This window comes from Dehalococcoidia bacterium (assembly GCA_021295915.1).
GTDB lineage: Bacteria > Chloroflexota > Dehalococcoidia > Lucifugimonadales > UBA1123 > VXRN01.
This window is the reverse complement of sequence record JAGWBK010000031.1, coordinates 19,692-42,712: the sequence shown is the minus strand read 5'-3', so window position 1 is coordinate 42,712 and position 23,021 is coordinate 19,692. Positions and strand designations below refer to the sequence as shown.

The 23,021-nt window shown below is 60.5% G+C and carries 22 protein-coding genes; 11 read left to right on the top strand and 11 right to left on the bottom strand.

The features are described from left to right. The 7 genes from J4G14_10205 to J4G14_10175 form a co-directional block, all read left to right on the top strand. A partial coding sequence (locus J4G14_10205; GenBank protein MCE2458173.1) for a hypothetical protein occupies positions 1–185 on the top strand: 185 nt, incomplete at its 5' end. A gap of 37 nt (positions 186–222) precedes the next feature. Further along, a complete protein-coding gene (locus tag J4G14_10200) occupies positions 223–912 on the top strand; it encodes a response regulator transcription factor (protein ID MCE2458172.1) in 690 nt (229 codons plus the stop codon). Positions 913–1,260: 348 nt separating this feature from the next. Continuing rightward, a complete protein-coding gene (locus J4G14_10195; GenBank protein MCE2458171.1) occupies positions 1,261–2,028 on the top strand; it encodes a hypothetical protein in 768 nt (255 codons plus the stop codon). Positions 2,029–2,454: 426 nt separating this feature from the next. Beyond that, positions 2,455–3,087 (top strand): hypothetical protein, encoded by a 633-nt coding sequence (locus J4G14_10190; GenBank protein ID MCE2458170.1) that lies wholly within the window; start codon positions 2,455–2,457, stop codon positions 3,085–3,087. Next, positions 3,084–3,401: a transcriptional regulator gene (locus J4G14_10185; GenBank protein ID MCE2458169.1), complete on the top strand. Its 318-nt coding sequence runs from the start codon at positions 3,084–3,086 to the stop codon at positions 3,399–3,401. Before J4G14_10190 ends, J4G14_10185 begins: the two co-directional genes overlap by 4 nt. Positions 3,402–3,715: 314 nt before the next feature. Beyond that, positions 3,716–5,005 carry an MFS transporter gene (locus J4G14_10180; GenBank protein ID MCE2458168.1) on the top strand — a complete coding sequence of 430 codons (1,290 nt, stop codon included), beginning with the start codon at positions 3,716–3,718 and terminating at the stop codon, positions 5,003–5,005. A gap of 148 nt (positions 5,006–5,153) precedes the next feature. Continuing rightward, positions 5,154–6,209 carry a phosphotriesterase-related protein gene (locus J4G14_10175; protein MCE2458167.1) on the top strand — a complete coding sequence of 352 codons (1,056 nt, stop codon included), beginning with the start codon at positions 5,154–5,156 and terminating at the stop codon, positions 6,207–6,209. A 117-nt stretch (positions 6,210–6,326) separates the two neighbouring features. Here J4G14_10175 and J4G14_10170 read toward each other — a convergent pair whose 3' ends face one another. The 5 genes from J4G14_10170 to J4G14_10150 form a co-directional block, all read right to left on the bottom strand. Further along, positions 6,327–7,043 (bottom strand): haloacid dehalogenase type II, encoded by a 717-nt coding sequence (locus J4G14_10170; protein MCE2458166.1) that lies wholly within the window; start codon positions 7,041–7,043, stop codon positions 6,327–6,329. A 15-nt stretch (positions 7,044–7,058) separates the two neighbouring features. After that, on the bottom strand, positions 7,059–8,201 hold the full coding sequence (locus J4G14_10165) for an acyl-CoA/acyl-ACP dehydrogenase (protein ID MCE2458165.1): 1,143 nt from the start codon (positions 8,199–8,201) through the stop codon (positions 7,059–7,061). A gap of 195 nt (positions 8,202–8,396) precedes the next feature. Next, entirely contained in the window at positions 8,397–8,663 is a 267-nt protein-coding gene (locus J4G14_10160) for a hypothetical protein (GenBank protein ID MCE2458164.1), read from the bottom strand. Positions 8,664–8,830: 167 nt separating this feature from the next. Continuing rightward, positions 8,831–9,172, bottom strand: a complete 342-nt coding sequence (locus J4G14_10155) for a nucleoside triphosphate pyrophosphohydrolase family protein (protein MCE2458163.1) — start codon at positions 9,170–9,172, stop codon at positions 8,831–8,833. Between the two features lie 58 nt (positions 9,173–9,230). After that, positions 9,231–10,253 (bottom strand): lactonase family protein, encoded by a 1,023-nt coding sequence (locus tag J4G14_10150; GenBank protein MCE2458162.1) that lies wholly within the window; start codon positions 10,251–10,253, stop codon positions 9,231–9,233. A gap of 144 nt (positions 10,254–10,397) precedes the next feature. On the opposite strand from J4G14_10150, the gene J4G14_10145 reads away from it, so the two are divergent. Beyond that, positions 10,398–11,249 carry an SMP-30/gluconolactonase/LRE family protein gene (locus J4G14_10145; GenBank protein MCE2458161.1) on the top strand — a complete coding sequence of 284 codons (852 nt, stop codon included), beginning with the start codon at positions 10,398–10,400 and terminating at the stop codon, positions 11,247–11,249. Positions 11,250–11,486: 237 nt separating this feature from the next. On the opposite strand, the gene J4G14_10140 is transcribed toward J4G14_10145, so the two are convergent. From J4G14_10140 to J4G14_10130, 3 genes are all read right to left on the bottom strand, one after another. Next, positions 11,487–12,389 carry an aminotransferase class IV gene (locus tag J4G14_10140; GenBank protein ID MCE2458160.1) on the bottom strand — a complete coding sequence of 301 codons (903 nt, stop codon included), beginning with the start codon at positions 12,387–12,389 and terminating at the stop codon, positions 11,487–11,489. A 240-nt stretch (positions 12,390–12,629) separates the two neighbouring features. After that, a complete protein-coding gene (locus J4G14_10135) occupies positions 12,630–14,231 on the bottom strand; it encodes a hypothetical protein (protein ID MCE2458159.1) in 1,602 nt (533 codons plus the stop codon). A gap of 152 nt (positions 14,232–14,383) precedes the next feature. After that, entirely contained in the window at positions 14,384–15,526 is a 1,143-nt protein-coding gene (locus J4G14_10130; protein ID MCE2458158.1) for a mandelate racemase/muconate lactonizing enzyme family protein, read from the bottom strand. 145 nt (positions 15,527–15,671) lie between these two features. Here J4G14_10130 and J4G14_10125 point away from each other — a divergent pair, with 145 nt between their 5' ends. Beyond that, positions 15,672–16,601, top strand: coding sequence for a hypothetical protein (locus J4G14_10125; GenBank protein MCE2458157.1), 930 nt, complete (start codon positions 15,672–15,674; stop codon positions 16,599–16,601). 105 nt (positions 16,602–16,706) lie between these two features. Here the strand turns inward: J4G14_10125 and J4G14_10120 are convergent, their stop codons facing one another. From J4G14_10120 to J4G14_10110, 3 genes are all read right to left on the bottom strand, one after another. Next, on the bottom strand, positions 16,707–17,600 hold the full coding sequence (locus J4G14_10120) for an ABC transporter permease (protein ID MCE2458156.1): 894 nt from the start codon (positions 17,598–17,600) through the stop codon (positions 16,707–16,709). Positions 17,601–17,855: 255 nt separating this feature from the next. Then, entirely contained in the window at positions 17,856–18,815 is a 960-nt protein-coding gene (locus J4G14_10115; protein ID MCE2458155.1) for an ABC transporter permease, read from the bottom strand. A gap of 248 nt (positions 18,816–19,063) precedes the next feature. Continuing rightward, positions 19,064–20,839 carry an ABC transporter substrate-binding protein gene (locus J4G14_10110; GenBank protein ID MCE2458154.1) on the bottom strand — a complete coding sequence of 592 codons (1,776 nt, stop codon included), beginning with the start codon at positions 20,837–20,839 and terminating at the stop codon, positions 19,064–19,066. A gap of 449 nt (positions 20,840–21,288) precedes the next feature. On the opposite strand from J4G14_10110, the gene J4G14_10105 reads away from it, so the two are divergent. Continuing rightward, positions 21,289–22,380 carry an LLM class flavin-dependent oxidoreductase gene (locus J4G14_10105; protein MCE2458153.1) on the top strand — a complete coding sequence of 364 codons (1,092 nt, stop codon included), beginning with the start codon at positions 21,289–21,291 and terminating at the stop codon, positions 22,378–22,380. 155 nt (positions 22,381–22,535) lie between these two features. After that, positions 22,536–23,021: tetratricopeptide repeat protein (locus tag J4G14_10100; protein MCE2458152.1), on the top strand; the 486-nt coding region annotated here is incomplete at its 3' end.

The window sequence follows — 23,021 nt, the reverse complement described above, 5'->3', positions numbered from 1 at the left end:
CAGAACCGACTGACAGAAGTGGAATCAGACCGGCAAGAATGAATGTCGCACAACCGGCAAGAATGGTTGACGCGGAACACCCTGATATGGGTCGGAAGACCTACGTCAAATGTTCTGGTGCTGGAGATGTGCAGCCCATGATCGGCGAGCGCGGACACGGGCGATGGGTGTACTATCCGTCGTGAACCGAAGAATAAGATCGCATGTGGAGATAGGCCACCAATGAAGCCCATCAAACTGATGATAGTTGACGACTACGACCCAATTCGGATGGGGCTGAAGTCTACAATTGAGTTCGAAGAGGACATCGACGTAGTTGGAGACTACAGGGATGGTGAGTCGGCCGTCTTGGACGCCGAAAGGACTATGCCAAACGTGGTGCTGATGGACGTCCGTATGCCCGGCATGGACGGAATAGAGGCATGTCGCCTGATACGGGACAGGGTGCCGGGCGTGAACGTGGTGATGCTAACATCGTTTGACGATGAGCAGGCTGCGACGGCTTCCATACTGGCAGGTGCCCACGGCTTTCTGCTCAAGAACGGTGGCCCCGGTGAACTGCTCCATGCGGTGCGGGCAGCCGCTAGAGGGGAGACCCTTCTTGACCCCGCCCTCACCGGGCGGGTTGTTGCAAACCTCAAGACACTGGCCATGGGAGAGCAGCTTTCCGAAAATCCCGGCCAGATGACACCTGCTGAATCACAACCGGATGTGCCATTGTCCAAAAGGGAGAGGGAAGTGCTCGCCATGCTGGTCGAGTTCCGGACGAATATAAAGATCGCCGAGGGTCTCTACATCAGTGAAAGCACCGTCAAGAACCACGTCAGCAACATCCTGAGAAAGCTGGGGGTGGACAGTCGCCACGAGGCAGCCGCATTCATGACACGACGACATCGCGACATGTCATTCTGACCAGAGTTGGCCCTCTCTCCCTTGTGTCGACGCAGGGATTGCCGACTCCGCCCATACTCACATGGGGTTGTAAAAGACCTTATGGTCAGGCGTTTGCAAACAGTTAGTTGAGTCCGTGCGTGGCAACAGTTAATACCATCACGTCCCGCCCGTCCCAGAAAGGATGGACCTTCAGAAGACACTCGTCATGAACGACTGCCCTGAGGGTGGCATCAAGGTTACGATATTCGTAACGCTGATTAACCGGATTCTTGGGCCCTGGCCTGGGAAACATACTTTAGAAAGTCTCTCAGTTCATACAGCCCCCTTGACCCCATAAGAACATATATTCTATCATGGCTCCCAACCATGACCCTATCTCAATACATCAGAGACAACACCAACGACGGCCACAACGTCGCACGCGTCCTCATCGACGTCATGGAAGGACGCCTCGACGGCACCAAGATCAGCCACAGGCTCACAGCCGCCAGACTGCTCACCATCTACGGACATGAGGACGCTGACGACTTCATCACCGACAACACGCCGGACGTCTCTGACGAGGAGTGGGGCGAAGTCGAGATTGACCCCGCTATCTCCTCCTACATCAAGCAGAGGTCCGATGGCGGACGCGAGATCTGCCAGTTCCTCATCGACGTTGTAAAGGGAGAGATCGAGGGCATCAACGTCGGACACCGCGTATGGGCAGCGAAAGAGCTCCTCAACCGCGCATACGGCAAGAGCCCCAGCAGGCCCCTGCCCAAGCCCCCAGGATCGAACTCGACGAGGCGTCAGCCTCGCAAGACACACCAGAGAGTCCCATCCACTCCCACACAGGCCGTCACACCCGCCCCCGCTGCGAACACAGCAGTCCTGGACGGACGTGAGCAGCAGCCGGACCAGGAGATCGATCCTCGCATCGACATCGCAAGGGATGTCGACTACTGGCTGGCCATATACGACACCCCCCGGTACGAGTTCATGGAAGAGTGCCAGCACCCGGACTTCGACGCATACACCGCCACCATAGACGAGGAGTACTTCCAGTCATTCACCGCCTGCAAGGACCCAGAGTGCGAGGTCCACGGCAGTCCCCCCCAAATCAACTGGGACCCCAACGCCCACCACTACTGACCCTCCTCTCCCTTGACGGACTGATAGAGGTAGGTAAGGGTGTGCAGACAAGCTCGAAACTCACTCAACTAACCCCCTCTCCCTTGACGGGAGAGGGTGAAAACCTCGCCCTGCGCATCTCCGCATCATCCAGAACCAATGGCCCCCTCTCCTGGGGGAGAGGGTTGGGGTCGTAGATGCGCCGTGGCGTGTGAGGGCGAAAGGTCCGACTCCAACCTACTGGACACCACCCACACATCTCTGGATTCCGGCCTTCTCCGGAATGACGATATGCGAATACCTACCCCTGTTAGTCGCCGCCTAATTACCTCACACAACACCCACCACGACCCCTTAGTTTGCATCGCAAACAAACTTCATGCATATTAGTTTGTGTCGCAAACTAACTGATGGGCGTAGGCCCGTCTGAACACAGGAAGGTGTGCCATGCAGAGATCGGACGGTGAGGCGACGGCGTTGACGCCGGAGGAGAGCTGGGGGGCGATTCAGGATACGATGGACAGGGTCAGGAGCTCGATGTACGTCGCTGGGTCGGCGACGATTCTGCTTCTCTGGGGAGCGATTACGTCGGTGGGTCTTCTCGTAATGTACTTCGCTGTGAATCAGGCACCTGGATTTATGGATAGCAGGCCCTGGACCTACGCGATTCTCTGGGGTTCCCTGTGCGCTGTGGGTATGGTGAGCAGCCCCATCATAGGGAACCGCGCCAGCAGTAAGGTCGCAGTCGGAGACGCGGCTCGTAACGCCGGCATCAGGGTGTTCCTGTTCTGGATGGCAATCGTGGCGGCTGCGTTCCTGCTCCCGCTGGCTGCGGGGTTGTGGAACGCGGAGAACGGCCACAACGTTACACGAGTCGCCATCGGGATAATCGCGCTGGGGTACGTCCTGTTCGGCATCATGCACCGTCCGGCGATCGCGGTCGTGGGCGTGGGTATCGCCGCGGCGTACTACATCCCCAGCTACCTTGCGGGCGATGCCGCCCTGCTAGTCACCGGAGTCGCCACGTTGGCGGTCATCCTACTGGGCTGGGCGTGGATTCGCAGGAGCGACGTGGCGTGATCGATGAAGAGGCCATAGTCCTCGACGAGACGATTCACCAGTCCACGCGGCTGCGAATCATGACGATGCTGGTGTCGCAGGCGGATGGGGACAGAGTCGCGTACGGCTTCATCCAGAAGACGCTGGGCCTGACCGGCGGCAACCTGACCACACACCTGCGAAAGCTGGAGGATGCGGAGTACCTGGCGACAGTCAAAGAGGAGTTAGGCGACTCCAGACCGCATACGTGGGTGGAGGCTACGCCCGAGGGTCGTCAGGCGTATGCGGAGTACCTGGCGAACCTGGAGAGGGTTCTGGGAGTAATGCGGGGATAGGTATTCGCAAATCGTCATTCCGGTGAAGGCCGGAACCCACGAAGTGGCTCGCCGCTCGGCAATCCAGTGGATGGGGATGTCCTTCGACAAGCTCAGGACGAACGGGGTGTGGGTTTACCAATCCTCTACATCGCCTAGATGTCCACTGGGGTAAGTGGATTCCCGCTTTCGCGGGAATGACGGGTGTTCAGGTAGCGATTGGGGAACTGCCAGGGCGAAGAATCTTTGTTGACCCGGCTGGCGCGGCGGGTGTAGTCTGATTCACTGTGACCTGCACTCCGTTTCTGCAATTCATCTTCAGCGCGCGGTAGACCTTGGACCAACGTACTCTGACTCCAGAGGATACCTCCGCGCCGTCGGAAGAGGTCACCAAGCCCTCGGTATTCTCCCCTCGCCGGTACGCGATGTTCGAATCGATGCAGTACCGCGACTTCCGCTGGATGGTCGCCGGTTCGTTCGTGTCGTTCCTGGCGATGAACATGCAGATGATCACGCGGGCATGGCTGGTACTGCGGCTCACGGACGACTCTCCGGTCGCGCTTGCGTGGGTCATGGCGAGCTTTTCGCTGCCGATGACTCTCGTGTCTCCGCTTGGCGGTGCGCTCGCAGACAGGCTTCCACGCAAGTACCTCGTAATCATTTCTCAGACTGGCAACGCGGTGATGACGATCATCATCGGGCTGCTGGACTTTACAGGGGCGGTGCAGTTCTGGCACGTGCTGGTGATCGGGTTCATCAACGGGTCGTTGATGACGTTCAACATGCCGAGCCGCCAGGCGATGCTGTCGGAGGTCGTTCCTGAAAAGAGCCTGATGAACGCCATCAGCCTGAACAACTCGGGAATGAACCTGACTCGCATCGTCGGGCCCGCCGTGGCGGGATTCATGATCGTGTTCGTCGGTACGCATGGGGTGTTCTTCACAGTGGGCGCGATCTACGTGTTCTCCGTGATATCCACAATGATGGTCGACGCCGGAAAGACGCCCGCATCGTCCTCCCGCAAGAGCGTGGGCGGTGACATCGTAGAGGGACTGAAGTACGCTTCCGGAGACCGCGCACGACTGGGCGTTATCATCCTGGTGCTGGTCACAACGCTGTTCGGATTCTCATACTACGCGCTGTTGCCGGCGTGGGCGCGGGAAGCGCTTAACGTAGGATCAGAAGACCTCGGCGGCCTGATGGGAATCATGGGCGTGGGCGCGCTGGTGGGAACGCTCGGCCTCGCCGCCGCTCCCAACGTGAAGCGCAGGGGGCTGTGGCTGATCGGGTCCGCCTTCCTGTGGGGCGTCTCCCTGGCGTTGTTCTCGCAGGTGACGAACTACGGGGTGTCGATACCGTTCCTGCTGGTCATCGGAGCGATCAGCTCGGTGTCGATGTCGCTGACGATGACCATGATGCAGGTGCTCGCCGCGCCGGAGATGCGTGGCCGCATGATGAGCATCGCGATGATGACGTTCGGTGCGATGCCTCTCAGCTCTGTGCCGTTCGGTCTGCTGGCGGAGTACACAGGCACACCTGACTCGCTGATGATAAGCGGTATTCTGCTGGCGGTCATCACGCTGCTCTTTGGGGTGTTCTATCCCGGGTTCAGACGCGTGGATTGATGCTGGTATAGAATCACTCATGCAGGGGAGAACTGCACGGGGAGGAGTGAATGTCGTTTCACCCTCACCCCCGGATCAAGTCCGGGGCAGGCTCTAACCCTCTCCCTGAGGGAGAGGGGATTTTCACTCCCTTACGAGGTGACCCGACGTGTCCAGCAGCGCAACCAAAGGTAAAGTCCAGACCGTGCTCGGGCCGGTGGAGCCGTCCGCCCTCGGGCCGACGACCACTCACGAGCACCTGATCATCGACTTCAGCTTCATGTTCAGGGAGCCGGAGGGTGCAGAGGCGCAGAGGCTGGCGCACGAGGAGATCACCCTCGCAAATCGCGGCTGGATAGCCTACAACCACTACTCGAGCATGCCCAACCTGCTGCTGACCGACGTGGACACCGCCGTCGAAGAGGCGATAGCGTTCAAGGCCGCGGGCGGCGGGACGATAGTGGACGCAACGACAATCGGCATCGGCCGCGATCCCAATGGGCTTGCGCGTGTCGCGCGGGAGGCCGGGATCCATGTGGTCATGGGCGCCGGCTTCTACGTCGACGCCGTACATCCGCCAGGGATGGACTCACGCACCGAGGATGACTTGGTCAGACGGATCGTCGAGGACATCGAGAGCGGGGCCGTCGGGACCGGCGTGCGCGCAGGCATCATCGGCGAGGTCGGATGCACATGGCCCCTCACGGACAACGAGCGCAAGTCGCTGCGGGCGTCGGCGGTCGCACAGCAGGAGACCGGGGCAGCGATCCTAATCCACCCTGGCCGACACGAGACTGCGCCGATGCAGATCCTCGAGATACTGGACGAGGCCGGAGCTGACATCGGGCGCGTCATCATGGGTCACCTCGACCGGACTATAGCCGAGTTCGACACATTCAGGTCGCTGTCGGAGACTGGCTGCTACCTGGAGTGGGACCTGTTCGGCAACGAGTCCAGCCACTACCCGCTGTCGGACATGGACATGCCGTCGGACGGCCAGCGCATGGACGTCATAAAGCGGGTCGTGGACGAGCTGGGCTGCGACGACCGTGTCGTCATGGCTCACGACATCTGCACCCGGCACCGTCAGATCAAGTACGGCGGGCATGGGTACGCACACATCTTCCAGAACATCGTGCCCAGGATGAGGCGTCGCGGGTTTACGGACGACCAGATAAGGGCGCTGACAAGGGAGAATGCGGCTAGGGTGCTGACGTTTGTGTAGGAGGGCTCGCCTCACCCCCATGGATTGCCGAGCGGCGAGCCACTTCGTGGGTTCCCGCTTTCGCGGGAATGACGGATGTTGAGGGAGAAGGGACGTCCCAGGCAACCTATAAGAGTCCTACGCGAGCAGCAGGTCTGCCAGCTCGGGGAAATCTTTGGCGTTGACGTCGTACTCTTCGGGTTCGCCGGCGGGGCCTGTCAGGATGTGGGTCTCGCCCTCTCGCATTACGAATGCGGAGTGCAGGCCTGCGGCCACCGCTGCGCCGAGGTCTCCGGGATGGGCGGCTACCATCATCGCTTGACTCGGCTCCAGCCTGAGCAGCCTTACTCCTGCGTGGTACGCGGCTGCGTCGGGCTTGTAGTCGCCGAGGAACTCGCAGGACAGGATGCCGTCCCAGTCGATGCCGTTGTGCTTGGAGCAGTCGACCGCGATCGACCAGCTCAGCACGGTCAGCACGACAACTGTGTAGCGGCTGCGCAGCCTCTCGATGGCGGCGGGAGCGTCCGGCCAGGCGTTGAGCCGGTGCCAGACGTTGTTAAGTTCGTCCCGCTCGGACTCGGATAGCGTGAGGGCAGTATGCTTGTCCAGAACGTCGTCGAGCACGCTTCTGTGGAGGTCGTCGGCGTTCATCCAGGGGAGCTCACGCGATCGTACGCGCGCCAGCTTGGCGAACATGCCCCTGCGCCAGTCGATGGCGAACTCCGTGACGTCCAGGCTGTCAGCGCCCTGCTGCTTGGCGAGTTCGGTGACTTCGGCCTCGATGGTGCCTCGCCAGTCGAACACAGTGCCACCGACGTCGAATGTCAGGGCCTTGATCTGCGATAGGTCTACCATGGAACTCCTTCCAGGCTAGCCAGCCATGGAGAGGAGGCGGGCCATGCGGGCCTTGTGGTACACGTGGTCGCCGAGGTAGTGCTGGAGAGTGCGGGCGCGCTTGGTGTACTGGGTCAAGCCGTACTCGAGGTCCGCGCCGATACCGGCGTGGACGTGGTGAGCGGCGTCGCAGGCCCGGGGGAAGCCGAGGCTGGCGACCGACTTGGCGGTCGATACTCCGACCGGAGCGTCAGCCATGCCCTCGTCGAGCTGCCACAGCGCCTCGAATGCGGTCCACTTGGCCGAGTCGGCGTCTGTCAGCGCGTCGATGACGTGGTCCTGCACACGCTGGAAGGTACCGATGGGCACACCGAAGGCTATTCGACTCTGGCTGTAGTCTCGGGTCATGTCGAAGACGGCCTGGGTGCCTCCGGCCATGAATGCACAGAGGACGGCAGTCGCCCTGTCCATCGCGGCCTCGATTGCGCCCCATGCCTCGCCGGGCTCTCCGAGTACGTCAGCGGAGTCGACCGCTACGTTCTCGAAGTTGACCTCGCACGCCTTGGGGCCGATCCAGCCGTCCATGACACGGACCGACACGCCAGGAGCGGTGCGGTCGACTGCCAGCAGGCTGAGTCCCTGCTCGGGCGAGTCGCCGTTGGAGGTGCGCGCCACGACCAGGATGCGGTCGGCGACGTTTGCGTCGGGGATGAACAGCTTGGTGCCGTTCAGCACGTATCCGCCGTTGCTGGCGGAGGCCTGAAGCTGCACGGATCTGGGGGACCATGAGTAGTCAGGCTCGGTGTATGCGAGGGTGAATATCTGCTGACCGGCTGCGATGGGAGGAAGCATCGCCTGCTTCTGGTCCTCGGAGCCGGCGGCCATGATCGCCTGGGCCGAAAGTACAGCCGACGAAAGCAACGGGCTGGGGCAGGCGTAGTAGCCCATGACCTCGGAGACGACTCCAAGGTCTACCCATCCCTGACCCAGTCCTCCGTACTCTTCGGGGATGGCGAGGGAGGGCCAGCCAAGCTCGGACATCTGCTCCCAGAGGTTGGGGTCGAACCCGGCCTCGCTGTCGTCTATCTCCAGTACGCGTGTCTTGGGGACCTGGTCCTCCATGAACTCTCGCGCGGAAGTCTGGAGCATGGTCTGAATCTCATTGAGCGTAAGGTCCATATTGGGTCAACCTCTGAAGTGGGATTAATCTGTAAAGCGGCCCTGTACAACTCGAGTCACGCAGGGCCAAGGTGATTATACTTAGGCCACGTACGAGGGGCAAACGGGGGGGTCTCACTAGAACATCCAGCGGTCCAGAGAATTGACTGCAGAGTTTATGCAACGTAAAGGAGGAGCCTTTTCAAGCCTTGGGAACTAGTGTCCCAAGCGTCGCGGAATCTTATTTTCCCGAACGGTCGAACCAGTCTTCTGTACGACTGCTGTGTATCGCCAAGCCTTGCTCATGTCACTAAGGACTCCAGCAGTCGAGAATCCAACGATCCGAGCGTATCCTTGCCTGCGAAGTTCATTGAGGACGCCCTGCAGTTCCTCCGCAGACTCTTCCTCAACTACCAAGACTTGCAGTCCCTGATTAGCAATTTCCTCGACGTAATCAATCTTCTCCTGTGAGACCGTTGTCAATCCTCTCCTCCTCCAATGGTTCGGCCGTTGATTTCTATGTAGAGTAGGGCACTGTACGGGTTCGGAGCACCTGAAGTTTATCTAGGTGCCTTTCGAACTTTTGGTGATTGATCAAGTACGGGGCAGGCTCTGAGGGAGATGGGGTGGTGGGAGTGTCCTCTGGGAGATCATGATTTGAGGATCTTGCCGGTGTTGGGGTTCAGCTTGTGAGTGGTGGTGGTCTTGCTGTTGTTTTTGTCGACGACCTGCATCATCGCCTGTGCGCCGTCGTCGCCTGCCATCTCAAGGGTACCCAGGGCGACGTAGGCTATGTCGGCCATCTCCTTCAGCACCTCTTCAACGGGATGTCCCTTGTTGATGGCGTTGGCGTGTTCTCCGACCTCTTCCATCAGCAGGGTGAGCCGCGAATGATAGTCGATCCCGTCTCGACTTGCTTCGATGCCGAAGTGGCGATGAAATCGCTCTACTGAATCGGCCATTTGGGTAGCAGCATCAGTGAATCTGCTCATCATCCTTCCAAGTAAGATACGACTTGATCCCGAGGTGTCGGCGCGTCAGGGTCAGCAATCAGGAGAAGCTGATTGGCAGCACCCACATGGGTTCCGTGCCGACGTCGTAGACGGCGATGGGATCCAGGCCTCCCCAGGCCCTGTTGACCTTGTAGGCGGCGAGCCTTCCGGAGTCGAGGCCGGCGGCGTACATGAACTGGCCGGTCGGATCGAGACTGAGCGCCCTGGGCACGCGCTCGGAGGGCACAATGGCCGTCCTCTCGAGGCTGCCTGAGTCAGGGTCGATGGCGAAGCAGGCTATGCTGTCGTGGCCACGGTTCGGGGCGAACAGCATCCCGCCATCGGGAGCGATCTGGATCTGCGCGCACGAGTTCCTGCCGGACCATCCTGTCGGAAGAGTAGGAAGCGTCTGGAAGGCCGTGAGTGTGCCCGCGTCTGAGTCGAAGTTGTACGCTGTCACGCTGCATCCCTGCTCGTTGGAGAAGTAGAGCACGTCCAGCGTGGGATGGAAGCAGTAGTGGCGCGGGCCCAGCTCGCCGTCCTGCGGGACGTTCGGGGGATCGTTAGGCGTCAGCTCACCGGTGGAGTCGTCGAACCTGAATTGGAAGATGGTGTTGGGCCCGTTACCGCCGGCGATGCTGGGAACGAACGCGAACCGGTTGGACGAGTCGGTCTGCATACAGTGCGCGCCCCTGCCCGTCTCGCGCCACTCGACTGGCGGAGCCTGGACGAGGCCGTTGTCGTCTATAGGGTGCACGGCACACCTGCCGGCGTTGTAGTAGGCAGAGAGCAGCCAGCGTCCGGTCTTGTCGATGGACAGGTAGTTGGGGTCGGACTCCAGCGGGGCGGAACCCAGGAGTGTCAGGGCACCCGTCGTGGAGTCGATCCGGTAGCTGGAAAGCTCGTTGACGTCGCGCCTCGCGACATACAGGAACTGGCGATTTGGGTCGGTGGCAAGCGGCGCCGGTCGTCCGGGAGCCTCGACTTCGTCGAGCTTTTCCAGCGCCCCGGAGTCGGGGTCCTGGCTGAAGATCAGGATGCGGTCGTCGCCGGCCGCGGTTACGTAGATGAAGACGGACATATTTGGCAGTTCCTCATGATTAAGAGATTCAATAGGGTGATAGGTGACAGTATATGCTACGGGGCGTCTTGACCGCTGAGTGACTACCTGTGACGATTGGGCGAGCGTTAGCCAATCCAATGCAGTAACAGAGGACTTGCAGTGATGACTTCAGCATTCAACGAGATCGTTCCGGAGCAGCAGCCTGAGAGGCTTATTGGTGACCTTAATTTCACCGAGGGGCCGGTGTGGCACCCGGACGGCTACCTGCTGTTCAGCGACATCCCGGCCAACCGGATCGTCAAGTACACGCCTGACGGAAACGTCGAGACGTATCTTCAGCCCAGTCGCAACTCGAACGGGCTCACATTCGACCACGACCTCAGGCTGGTGGCGTGCGAGCACACGGGCAGGCAGGTCTCGCGACAGGCCGATGACGGCCAGATGGAGACCGTGGTGTCCAAGTGGGACGGGAAGCGGCTGAACAGTCCGAACGACCTCGTAGTCCACTCCAGCGGGAGCGTGTTCTTCACCGATCCGCCTTATGGCATTCAGCCTGAGGACGCTGAGATCGGGTTCAACGGCGTGTACAGGGTCGACGGCGACGGGAGCATCACGATGCTGGAGTCGGACTTCGGTCGTCCGAACGGGCTGGCGTTCTCCCCAAATGAGTCGGTGCTGTACGTCGACGACACCGAGCGGCGCAACGTGCGGGCGTTCGACGTGAACGACGACCTGTCGCTATCCAATGACAGGGTGTTCATAGACATGGACACGCCTGAGCAGGGAAGCCCGGACGGGATGAAGGTCGACACGGCGGGCAACCTGTACGTGACGGGCGCGGGCGGCGTGTGGGTGATCAGCCCGGACGCTGAGCACCTTGGGACTATCGTGTTTCCTGAGCTACCGGCGAACGTGGCGTTCGGGGGTGACGACTACAGGACGCTGTTCGTGACGGCGCGGACGGGGTTGTATAGCGTGAATGTGAATATTGCGGGGATCGCGCCGGGGGGATGAGCGGGAGATCGGGATGAGGGTGGATCAGGCTATTCACCCTCACCCCAGCCCTCTCCCTGAGGGAGAGGGGGTAGGTAAACCGGCAGTTCGTTCCCGGATCAAGTCCGGGACGGGCTCTGAGCTTGTCGAAGGACACTCCCGGCCCCTGGATTCCCGCTTCCGCGGGAATGACGGTTTGTGAATACCTACCCCTGTCAGCTCTGAGGGAGAGGGGGCTAGTTGGCTGAGTGAAGGTGCCTACTGGGTCCGGGCGATGCGGAGTAGCTGGTCTACTATGTCCACGCCTACGCGTTCGCTCCAGGCGGCCAGTAGCTGGTTGGTGATCGGGCCTGGGGCGCCGTCGCCGACCTCGCGCCTGTCTATTTGGCCGACTGGCAATATCGAGTATGGCGTGCTGCAGAAGAACGCCTCGTCGGCAGTGTAGAGGTCGTAGGGCTGCAGGTCGTCCTCTACGGCCGGGATTCCGAGCGTGTCGGCGATCTCCATGACAGTCATCCTGGACACACCCTGCAGCGTGGAGCTGTCGCGCGGCGTCTTGAGTGTGCCGTCGTTGACGATGAAGAAGTTTGCTCCTGTGCCCTCGCTGACCTTGCCGTCCATGTCGAGCAGGAGGGGCAACGCGTTCTCGTCGACGTCCCTGGCCTCCATCTCGGCCAGCACGAAGTTCAGGCGGCTGTAGTGCTTGACCTTGGGGTCGAGTGCCTCTGATGGGTATGCGCGGGTCTTGGGTATCACGGCGTGAGCGCCGCCGGTGTAGGCGTGGGCCCATCGCGGAGCTCCGAGCGGGTCTATCCATATGGAGATGTTGGGATCGGTATCTCCGCGCTGGCCGTTACCGCCGGTGACGATCTGGGTGATCATGTAGTCGTCGTTCATCTCACGGCGAAGGTCCTCGTTGTGTGCGACCACGTCGAGTGTGATGCGTTCCATCTCGTCGATGGACATGCCGGGATCGATTCTGACGTACTTCAGCGACCTATAGAGCCTGTCCAGGTGGTCGCGCAGCTTGAAGACTGAGCCGTTGAACGTCCTGGACGTGTCGAAGACGACGTCTCCGATGCGGAATCCGCGGTCAAGCATCGGTATCTGCGCCTTGTCTCGGTCTGCATACTCGCCGTTGAGCCAGATTTGGTACTCCATCTACTTCCTCCTACTTCCTCTCTCATGGTTTCAGGGCGAGGTTTTTGCCCTCACCCCAACCCTCTCCCCCAGGGAGAGGGGGCCGTTGGCTGGTTTTATGACTGTCCGTGTATCCTTACATGCCCCTGTATACCCTCAGGGAGAGGGGCCGTTGGCTGGTTTCATGACTGTCCGTGTATCCTTACATGCCCCTGTATACCCTCAGGGAGAGGGGGCCAATTGCCAGGCTCTGGTGTTCGGCTATGGTCGGACGGCGCGTTTGGGGCGCTGGGCCAGCTTCTCGAGCATGGGCTGGGCCAGCTTTACGTACCTGCACGCGAGCATCCGGGTGTCGCGCGGGTCAATGAGGTCGACAACGTCTCCCTTGTAAGCGGCTCGGAACGGGGAGCGCAGTCGCAGCAGGCGGTCCTCGATCATGGCGCGGTGTTTCTCGGGATCAGGGGCGTTCTCGATCTCGCGCCTGTAGGCGGCTGCGACTCCGCCCTCGATGGGAATGCCTCCCCACTCGCCTGCGGGCCATCCGAACCTGAGGTTCAGCCCGTTCGGGTGTCCGAGGCTGTGCGGGGCGTCGGCTGCTACGCCGTAGGCCTTGCGAACGTTGAACTCGATCTTCGGCACCTCGGCCTCCGCGCTCGCTATCAGGGCGCGGACTCCCCTGCGCATGGTGGCCTTGCGCTCGGCGTGGGAGCCAAGCATGAAGCCGGGCATATCGAGGAATATCACGACGGGCAGGTTGAATGCGTCGCACAGGTCGACGAAGTGAGCGTACTTCTCAGCAGCCCAGCCGTCCATCGCGCCTGCGAGCGACCTCGGGTCACTGCCCAAGATGCCGACGCTGTAGCCATCCAGCCTCGCGAAGCCGGTGATGACCGCTCCACCCCAGTGACGGCGCATCTCGAAGAACTCGCCATTATCGACCACCAGCTTGATGAGCTTGCGCGGGTCGTAGGCGCGCTTGCGGTTGGCCGGGATGATGTTGAGCAGCTCCTCAGGCCTGCGGTCGGGCGGGTCGCCGGTCTCGACTCGTGGAGCGACGTCGTTGGTGGTATTCGGCAGGTACGAGATGAACTTCTTGATCTGCTCGAAGGCGTCCTCTTCGGACTCGGCCTCGTTGTCCACCTGGCCGCTCTCGTGGACGTGCATCTGGTGTCCGCCGAGCTCCTCCTTGTCTAGCATCTCGCCGATGGCGCGGCGCACCACGGGAGGGCCTGACGGGAAAATCTGGGACTGTCCCTTCACCATAACGGTGAAGTGGGACAGGAGTGCGAACGCGGCGGGGGCGCCTGCGACCGAGCCCATGATGCCTGCGGCGACGGGGACGCGGCGTAGAAGCTCTACGTTGCGCCACCAGAGGTCGCCACCGGGCAGACCCATGTGCCCTGAGGCTTCGTCTGACTTCGAGCTGTGCCCCACGCCCTCGACTAGCTGCACATAAGGGATCCCGTACTGGATCGCCAGAGGCTGAGTGAAATCTCGCGCGCCCTTGCGGACGTTGTGTGGACTGCCGCCGGAGATGGTGAAGTCGTCGCCGCCAATGGCGACCGGCCTGCCGTCCAACTCCGCGAGTCCCATTACGTACGCGCCTGGGGTGAAATCGATGACGTTGCCTTCATCGTCGAACTCGGCAGCTCCCACCATGGGGCCTGCTTCGAGGAAGCTGCCGGGGTCGGCCATCTTCTCGATCCGCTCGCGGACCGTGTAGCGTCCGCCGTCGTGCTGGCGCTTGACTCGCTCGGGGCCGCCAAGCTCCTTGGCGAGTCCCCGGACATACTTGATGTCGTCGATGGCTTTCTCCCAGCCATCTCCGGGCTTCCAGTTCTTGCGGTTCAGGTCTACAGGCATTTTTCTACCCTTGGGTTTGCAGGAATCGATTTAGGAAGGTTGCTTGCTGACTATTCCCCCTCACCCTAACCCTCTCCCTCAGGGAGAGGGGACTATTTCGTTGACTGCAGGCTATTCACCCTCACTCCTTAATGAGGAGGGATATCATCGGACTACTCGACTTCGATGCGCTTGATCACGTCTTCGTCAAGCTCGATGCCGAGGCCGGGGCCTGTCGGAGGTGTGATGAAGCCGTTCTCGAAGACGAGCGGCTCCTTGAAGATGACGTGGTGGAGCGGGCCCTGGTTGGCCTCCTGGATCAGGAAGTTGGGCGAGCAGGTGTCGACCTGGATCGCGGCCGCACCGGCCACGGGTCCGCAGGCCATGTGGGGCGCGATCATCGCGTAGTGCGCCTCGGCGATGCTGGCTATCTTCTTGGCCTCCATGATGCCACCGCACTGACCGACGTCGAGCTGGATGATCTGGGCCGCCTGCTTCTCGAGCAGGTTGGAGAACTCGTACTTCGTGATCAGCCGCTCGCCGGTGGCTATCGGGATGCTGGTGTGCGCAGCAACGCGGGCCATCTCCTCGACGTTCTCGGGGGGAACAGGCTCCTCGAACCAGAACGGGTGGTACGGCTCAAGGAAGTCGGCCACCCTGATCGCGCTGTAGGTGGTGAGTTGGCCGTGAGTGCCGATGCCAACCTCGAAGTTGTTTCCGACGGCCTTGCGGATGCTCTCGAATATCTTGGCCGCGTTCTCGATCTCCCAGAGGGGTATGTCGCGGGGGATCGGGAAGAGCGGCTGGAAGGGGTCGAGCTTACAGGCGGTGTTGCCCTCTTCGAGAAGCTGCTGAGCGATCTCGCCAGCCTTCTCGGGGTTCTCGCGGAAGCCGCCCTCAGGCATGTATGCGTACGCGCGGAGCTTCTCGTGGTACTGTCCGCCGAGCAGGTTGTAGATGGGCTGGTTGGCCGCCTTGCCCACGATGTCCCACAGCGCCATCTCGATTGCGCTGAGTACGGGGGTCAGTTGCAGGCTGGGGTGTCGGAAGTCGTGCCTTGCGCTGTACATGCGGTCCCATATCAGCTCGATGTTGAACGGGTTCTCACCGACCACGTACATACTGGCCATTTCGTTGATGAGGCTGATCTGCGACTTGAGATCGCTGAGCCTGTCGGAGTAGGTGTTGCCGGTGATCCTCTCACCGAGGCCGGTAATGCCCTCGTCGGTCTCGACCTCCAGCAGCAGCAGGTACCTGCCTCCCCGGTATGGCGGCAGGTTCTCGATCACCATCGTTTTGACGTCTGTGACTTTCAATTTCCCGTCCTGTCTAACTTGGGTTGCAACTTGAGGTGCATTCTACACAGAACGGGGATGGTGTGTGGGGAGGAAGAACCTACGACAAAGGGCCATTACACTCGAAGTCAAATCGATGGTCTACAATGGAACTAGGGAGTAAGAATTGGCATCCATGAACACACTGGAGGACTTCATCCAGGTCCTCCGAGAGAACCCTGAGTTCCGCGCGACGGTGAGACGGGAGCTGTTGACAGAGGAGCTGCTGTCAGTGCCAACACGCCTCACGACACTGGAGCAGGGCATCGCGGCACTTCTGGAACACGCTGAAGTGACGAACAGGCGGCTGGACCAAGTCGACAAGCGATTAGACCAGGTCGACAAACGGCTGGACAATCTCGAGGTGGACATTAAGGAAGTCAAGATGGACATCAATGGTCTGGGTGACTCGTACAGACGTGAAGTCCGAGCCCAATCCAGCTTCAGAGGAGCATACGCTCAGCAGGCTGCGAACAGTGACGACCTGGACATTGCAGTTCTCTTCGCACGCCGGCATGGTTTGGATGAGGATAGGATACAGACTTGGCATCTACCCAGAAGGACGCTCGATATATGGGTAGATACTTACATTGAGGCACTAAGGGCACTCGGTCTGGAGCCGGGGGCATTGAGGGCGTTCCGACGGCCGGACATCGTGGCGGAGGTGAAGGACTTAGCGGCCGACCAAGATGCAGCGCCGTCGTACTACATCACTGTGGAAGCCTCTTACACCGTAGAGAAGAAGGACATTGTCAGGGCGACCGACAACGCGAAGATCGTGAGGGAGATAACCGGGCTGGCCGTCTACCCGGTGGTTGCGGGAGTCGAACTAGATGATCAGATGACCACGGACACGCAGAGGATGATCGACGACGACCTTGAACGGTTCATCGAGGTCAAGGATGCGGATGTCGCATTCTGGTATCGTCTGGACTCTGCCGACCTGAGACCGCCAGAGCCTCCGAGCATTTTCGACGCCCGTCATGCAATTCTCGGACGGAGCTTATCAATTTCGGTAGGTGACTCTAAGTGGCTGTGCTCTCTATCCACTCCATAGCCTCGGCCTCTCGTTCAGTGTCACCAGCCATCTGCATGTTTAATCCCTCTATGTGAATGGCACACCTAGAAGCGCGACGAAAACCAGCGGCGAGCGTGTCTTGGCCTACGCGCTCCTCAGGCGGGGGTCTAGGACGTCGCGGACGGCGTCTCCGAGGAGGTTGAAGCCGTAGACGGCGAGGCTGAGGGCTACGCCGGGGGCGATCGCCATCCACGGGGCGAGCTCGGCGTACTGGCGGGCTGCTCCGAAGAGGTCACGTCCCCATGAGGGCGTGGGCGGCGGGATGCCCATCCCGAGGAAGCTCAGGGAGGCCTCTGTGGTGATTGCGCCGCCGAGGGTGATGCTGGCCACGATGATGTACGGCGCCATGCAGTTGCGCGTTATGTGGTGGAGCATGATGCGCCAGTCGCCTGCGCCGATGGCGCGCGCAGCAGTCGTGTATTCCATCTCCTTGACCGACAGCACCTGCGAACGCACGACGCGGGCCGCTGATGGAATGACGACAATGCTGATGGCGAAGATCACGTTGCGTGTACTTGAGCCAATCACAAATACCAGCACCATCGCGACTATGAGGGATGGGAACGCCCACAGGATGTCCATGAACCGCTGGGCGATTATGTCGACCTTGCCTCCCCAGTACGAGGTCACCACCGCGATGATTGCTCCCGTACCGGTGCCCAGAAGGGTGGCCGTGACACCTACCAGTAGAGATACACGCCCGCCCCATACTACTCGGCTAAAGACATCGCGGCCGGTTGTATCCGTCCCAAGCCAGTGAGCTGCGGATGGCCCTTGCAGAAAGTCCACAGTGAGGGTATTAGGGTCCACTGGCGCGACCCATGGAGCCAGCACCGCCAGTACACCGACGAAAAGGAGGAGTAGAGCTCCCACGAAGCCCAGGGGCTTCTGACGTATCAGTCGCCTTGAGGTTCTGAGAGCCGATGTGAGGCGGCTTGTGCGAACGATCTCAATGCCTGTGTCAGTTGGATTACTCAAGTCAGGCGTACCCCATGTCTATGGACTCTGTGTCAGTTTGGCAGACAGTGTTTTCACCCTCACCCCAACCCTCTCCCTGAAGGAGCTTACAGGGGTAGGTAGATTGACATTGTCGAAGGACACCCCTATCCCCTGGATTCCGGCCTCCGCCGGAATGACGATTTGCGAATACCTACCCCTATCAGCCCTGAGGGAGGGGGGACTCCAGATTCCACAGGGAGTCAGTCCCCCGCCAAATTGACACGGCTTCCGTGTCTATTCGTACCGTATGCGCGGATTGAGCCAAGCGTACAGAATGTCGACAATCAGGTTAGCCAGGGTAACGAAGATCGCAATGGCGAACAGACTGGCCTGAACAACATTGTAGTCGCGCCTCATCGTGGCATCGAGCAGGAAGCGACCTGCCCCGGGAAGATTGAATGCCGCCTCGACGACCACGAGTCCTCCCAGCGCAAAGCCGAACTGGAGTCCCAGTATCGTAATGACAGGCAACATCGCGTTTCTCAACGCATGACGCTGGATAACCAGGCGTTCAACCAGTCCCTTCGCCCTGGCCACCTGTATGTAGTCTTCCCGCATGACCTCCAGGAAAGAGGACCGCGCCATCCGGGCAGTTGAGCCTATGAAGGCGAATGCGACTGCAAAGGCGGGGAAGATACCCTGAACGAAGGCTCGCTGCGGATCTTCCCAGAACGGAATGAATTCCAGCGGAGGCAGCCAGTTAAAGACACGTAAGAGGAAGATGATTATGAGGCCGGCGACCCAGAAGTTGGGCATCGACAGGCCCGAAATCGAGATGATGCGGGCCACGTAGTCGATTGCAGTGTCCTGTTTCACTGCAGACAGGATGCCCAGGGGCACTCCTATGACGACTGTCAGGATGCTGGCGATCACCACCATGTTGATGGAGATGGGCAGTCTCTGGACATACTCGTCGACGACATCTCCGCCGCCCCAGGAGGACTCCCCGAAGTCGAATCGGAGTGAGTTTACCAGCCACGAGGCGTACTGAACGTGGAGAGGCCGGTTCAGGCCAAGCTCTTCTCGCTTCTTCTCCAGTATCTCCTGCGGAATAGCTTCTCCCCTGCCTGGCTCAGCCAGGGCTATCAGCGCAGGGTCGCCTGGAATCATGCGCATGAGGACGAACACGAGCGTAACTACGGCGTAGACGGTGACCACCGCCAGTAAGAGCCTCTTGATGATGTAGTTACGCACTTTTTGTCCTATTCGCGAGGGAACTTAAAGGGGTATGTATCCGACCTTTTCGCCCTCACCCCAACCCTCTCCCCCAGGGAGAGGGGGCCGTCGGCTGGTGTTCATGCCTGTCTGTGTACCCTTACTTGCCCCTGGAAGACCATCAAGGGAAAGGGGGCTTTTGGCCGCTCTACCTCGCACTAAAGGAGAGGGGCGTTGGGTGGTGACATTAATGTAGGGGCAGGTTCAGAACCTGCCCCTACTGCTGCCTAGCGGTCTTCCATCCAGACTTCTTCAAGGGTCACGTTGTTGTAGTAGGCGGGGTCGACGTCGTGGAAGTTCTTGACCCACGGCCACCAGGCCATGCCCTCGGCCACCCATCTGATCTGAATGTGGGGCAGGTCGTTGAACAGCTTGCGTTCCATTGCCCAGACGAGTTCCTGCCGCGCATCCTCGTCCTGTTCGGAGAGCTGTTCCTTGTACATTTCTTCAAATTCATCGTCGCAGTAGCCGCTGAAGTTGTTCGATGCGTCGCACAGATAGATGTTGCTGTAGAACAGGCTGGGGTTCAGGACTGGAGCTACGCCTCCAGCACTCCTTAGCTGGAAGTCCTTGCGGTCCTGCCTGTCCGTGTAGGCTGCGCGGTCCACGACGTCCTGTACGATCTCAACACCGATGAGCTTCAACTGATCCTGCGCGAAGGCGGGAGTAAGCCTGCTCTCCCTGGTGTTCAGGACCAGCCAATTGAGCTTGAGCTCGCCCTCGTCGTAACCGGCCTCAGCCAGGAGTGCCTTGGCCTGCTCTCTGCGGTCCTCCATATCGGAGCCGTCCTTCTTGCCGATCTTTTCATCCAGCTCCGTACGGGGCAGACTCCACTTGCTCCACGGAGGCTGCCATCCACCGGTGTCGCCGGCACCCTGGTTCAGGATCTGCGTGGACTGACCGCGATCGAGAGCCAGGTTGAATGCCTGACGAACTTTCACGTCGCCCCACACCGGGTCTGACAACTGGCCGGAAACGCTGTGCCACCACAGACGCGGGATAATGGAGACATTGATGGTGGGATCCTGCTCCTGGAGTATCCTCCCCTCTTCAGGATAGAGGTACTGCATCAGGGAGTTCATATCGAGCTGCTTCGCGCGGAAGGCAGCGAACGATGCGGTCTCCTCGGCGAAGACGATGTCCTCGATGCCGTCCATGTAGGGCAGTCCATCGCGCCAGTAGTCGGGGTTCTTGGTGAGTTCGGCCTTGCCGCCCTTGGTGTATCCCTGCCAGACGAATGGCCCGGTGCCAATGACGGTGGTCTCAAGATCTTCGTAGGGAAGTTCACTTGGGAAGACCGAGGACCAACCAGCGGCCAGCATCGAGATCAGACCGGCATCAGGCTGGCTCAGCTTGATGACGATGTCCTGCGAGCCGGCTCCGCACTCGACGCTCTCAATCGCGCCTACGTCCTTCGCTCTCCTGCTCGTATCGACGTCGCGGTACTTGTTCAGGCTGTGAACGGAGTCCTGGCAATCGAGGTCGGTACCGCTTCCGGGCACGCCCTCTATCGTGTGGAACTTGATGCCGTCCTGCAGGGTGATGTTGTAGGTCAGACCGTCGCCCGAGGCATCCCAGTCCTCAGCGAGGTCTGGAAGGATTACACCCTTCTCATCGAACGCGTATCTGAAGAGGCGGTTGTAGGCGGCTCCGACACGCTGCTGGGTACGAACGGTGGTCTGGATCATGAAGTCGAAGTGGACGAGGTCGTCACCCGCGCTCTTTCGGAGGGTGCCTCCATACTTCTGATCGCCAGTGGCGGCGGGCGCCGCTGGAACAGCGGTCGCTATGATCGGTGTGGCCTCCAACGGGACCGGCGTCTCGGTGGGCGCTGGTGCTGGAGCCGCCGCCTGTGGAGCTGGGGCCTGAGCCGCAGGGGCCGCGGCTGGAGCGGCCTCTTCCGGCTCCTCCTCGCTCGCACAGGCAGTCGCCACGAGGGCAACCGCAATCAACAGCACGAGTACGAAATATAAGGCTATAGACGGTCTTCGTCGGAAATCCATGAGAGTTCTCCTACTTGTTCCCAACCTAAAGGGGACTTCGTGCCCACCTGGTGTTCGTATGCGCATCGGTACGAGGTCACAACAGGTCGGTGGACACTAACATCGGTGTTTCACAGCGGCGCGTCAGTGCCACCGTGCCGGGTAAAGTCGAATGCCGCGACTAGGAGGGCGGGCGTAGGGGTCGTTCGATCATGCGAGGACAGTTGTTGGGCATTGCCCAGAGTCTAAGCACAATCTTCGGCAGTACTGGGGGAGAGCCTCGGTCGAGTAGATTCCAATCTTCACCTTGTGGCCCGCCCACTCCCCAACTGCCGCTCGCCGCAGTATATGAACAGATGGTTCAAGTGTCAATCAGAGGGTCTCGCAGGCTATTACGTCGTGCGGTTACAATGGCTCTGGATTACGATTGGGCGACATGCCCGGCGCCCTGCTACCAAGAGGAGATGCAATTGAAACTCGGACTGTTCATCATGCCGCTGCACTACCCGGACAGGCCTCACGCGGACACCTACCAGGAGGACCTGGAACTGGTGGAGTACGCCGACGGCCTCGGTTACTCAGAGGCGTGGGTCGGAGAGCACTTCCTGCTGCCGTGGGAGAACATGCCGTCGCCGGAGCTGTTCATCGCGAGGGCGCTTGGGGTCACCGAGCAGATGTCGTTCGGCACCGGGGTCTCGCTCGCGCACTTCCACAATCCGGCGCACCTCGCGCACCGCATCTCACAGCTCGACCACATGGCGAGGGGCCGCATCTACCTGGGCGTTGGCGCGGGAGGCTCGACGGTGGACTCGGAGCTCTTCGACATCGACGAGGACAAGGGAACCCACCGCGAGCGGATGGCTGAGTGCATCGACCTCGTGCTCAAGATATGGGAGGGCGAGCCGTTCGAGCACAGCGGGCAGTTCTACACCGTGAAGCTGAATGAGGCCCAGCCCGAGAACCGCATCGGCTTCCACATGAAGCCGTACCAGGACCCTCATCCGCAGATCGCCGTGGCTGGCAGCAGCCCTTACTCGAGCACTCTTGAGATGGTCGGCGAGAAGGGCTGGATCCCGCTAAGCAGCTCGTTCATGCACGAGACGTACCTGCCCAGTCACCGCACCGTGTTCGAGCGCGGCGCGAAACGCGGCGGCAAGCCCGTGCCGACAGAGGAGTGGCGCATCTCCCGCGAGATCTTCGTGGCTGACGACGGCCAGAAGGCCAAAGATGAAGCGCTGAACGGGCCGATAGGCAACTTCTTCGACGACTACTGGATTCCCCTGTTCGGCGGCGGAGGTCCGGGACTGGATAGGCTGAAGCTCGATCCCGAGATGCCGGATGCCGAGCTGACCCGCGAGTACATGCTCGAGAACTTCTGGATCGTCGGCGATCCGGAGGAGTGCGCCCACCGCATCAAGAATATGTACGATGACGTGGGCGGCTTCGGGACGCTTCTGCTCCAGTGTCACGACTGGGTTGAAGACCGGCCCAAGTGGTTCCGGTGTCTTGAACTGATGGCCAACGAGGTGCTGCCGAGGGTCAACAAGGCCACCGCGGCGTGACTATGTATGGTCAGTAGGCGGCGTTTCACCCTCACCCCAACCCTCTCCCCCGTATCAAGTACGGGGCAGGCTCTGAGGGAGAGGGGGCCGTTGATTGGACTTCAAACTTGGTAGCTAGATCTACCCACCCCCTTAACCCTGAATGGGGAGATTGATTGCCATTCGAGCTTAGTGTCGGGAGGATGGGGCCAGCGCTCGTGCTGGTGGGTCTGGCGGGACTGGTCATCGTGGCAGTCGTGGTGGACTACATATCGCCGGAGCCTGCTCTGAAAATGGAGGAAGACCGGGCAGCCGACCTCCGTGAGTATGCCGCAAGGCTGTCTGGGTCGGGGGACCCGTACTTCGGCACTCGGCAGCTCGACTACCTGACCGGCGAGTTGGAGAGTCCCCTCTACGATACAGACACCTGGCGTCTGACGATACTCAGACAGCTTGCGTTTCACCGGCTGAGGCTCGGACAGGTGGACGAGTCGATCACTCTGCTCACAGAGGCCGTGGAGCTCGCTGAACGTTCCATGCCGGACAGCCACGACCGTCTGGGAGCCTTGGAAGAGCTTGCGGTGGCATACATGAAGCGGGGCGAGATCCAGAACTGCGTCAGCCCAGAGGGCAGGCTCGTGTGTGCGCTGCCGCTGGACCCG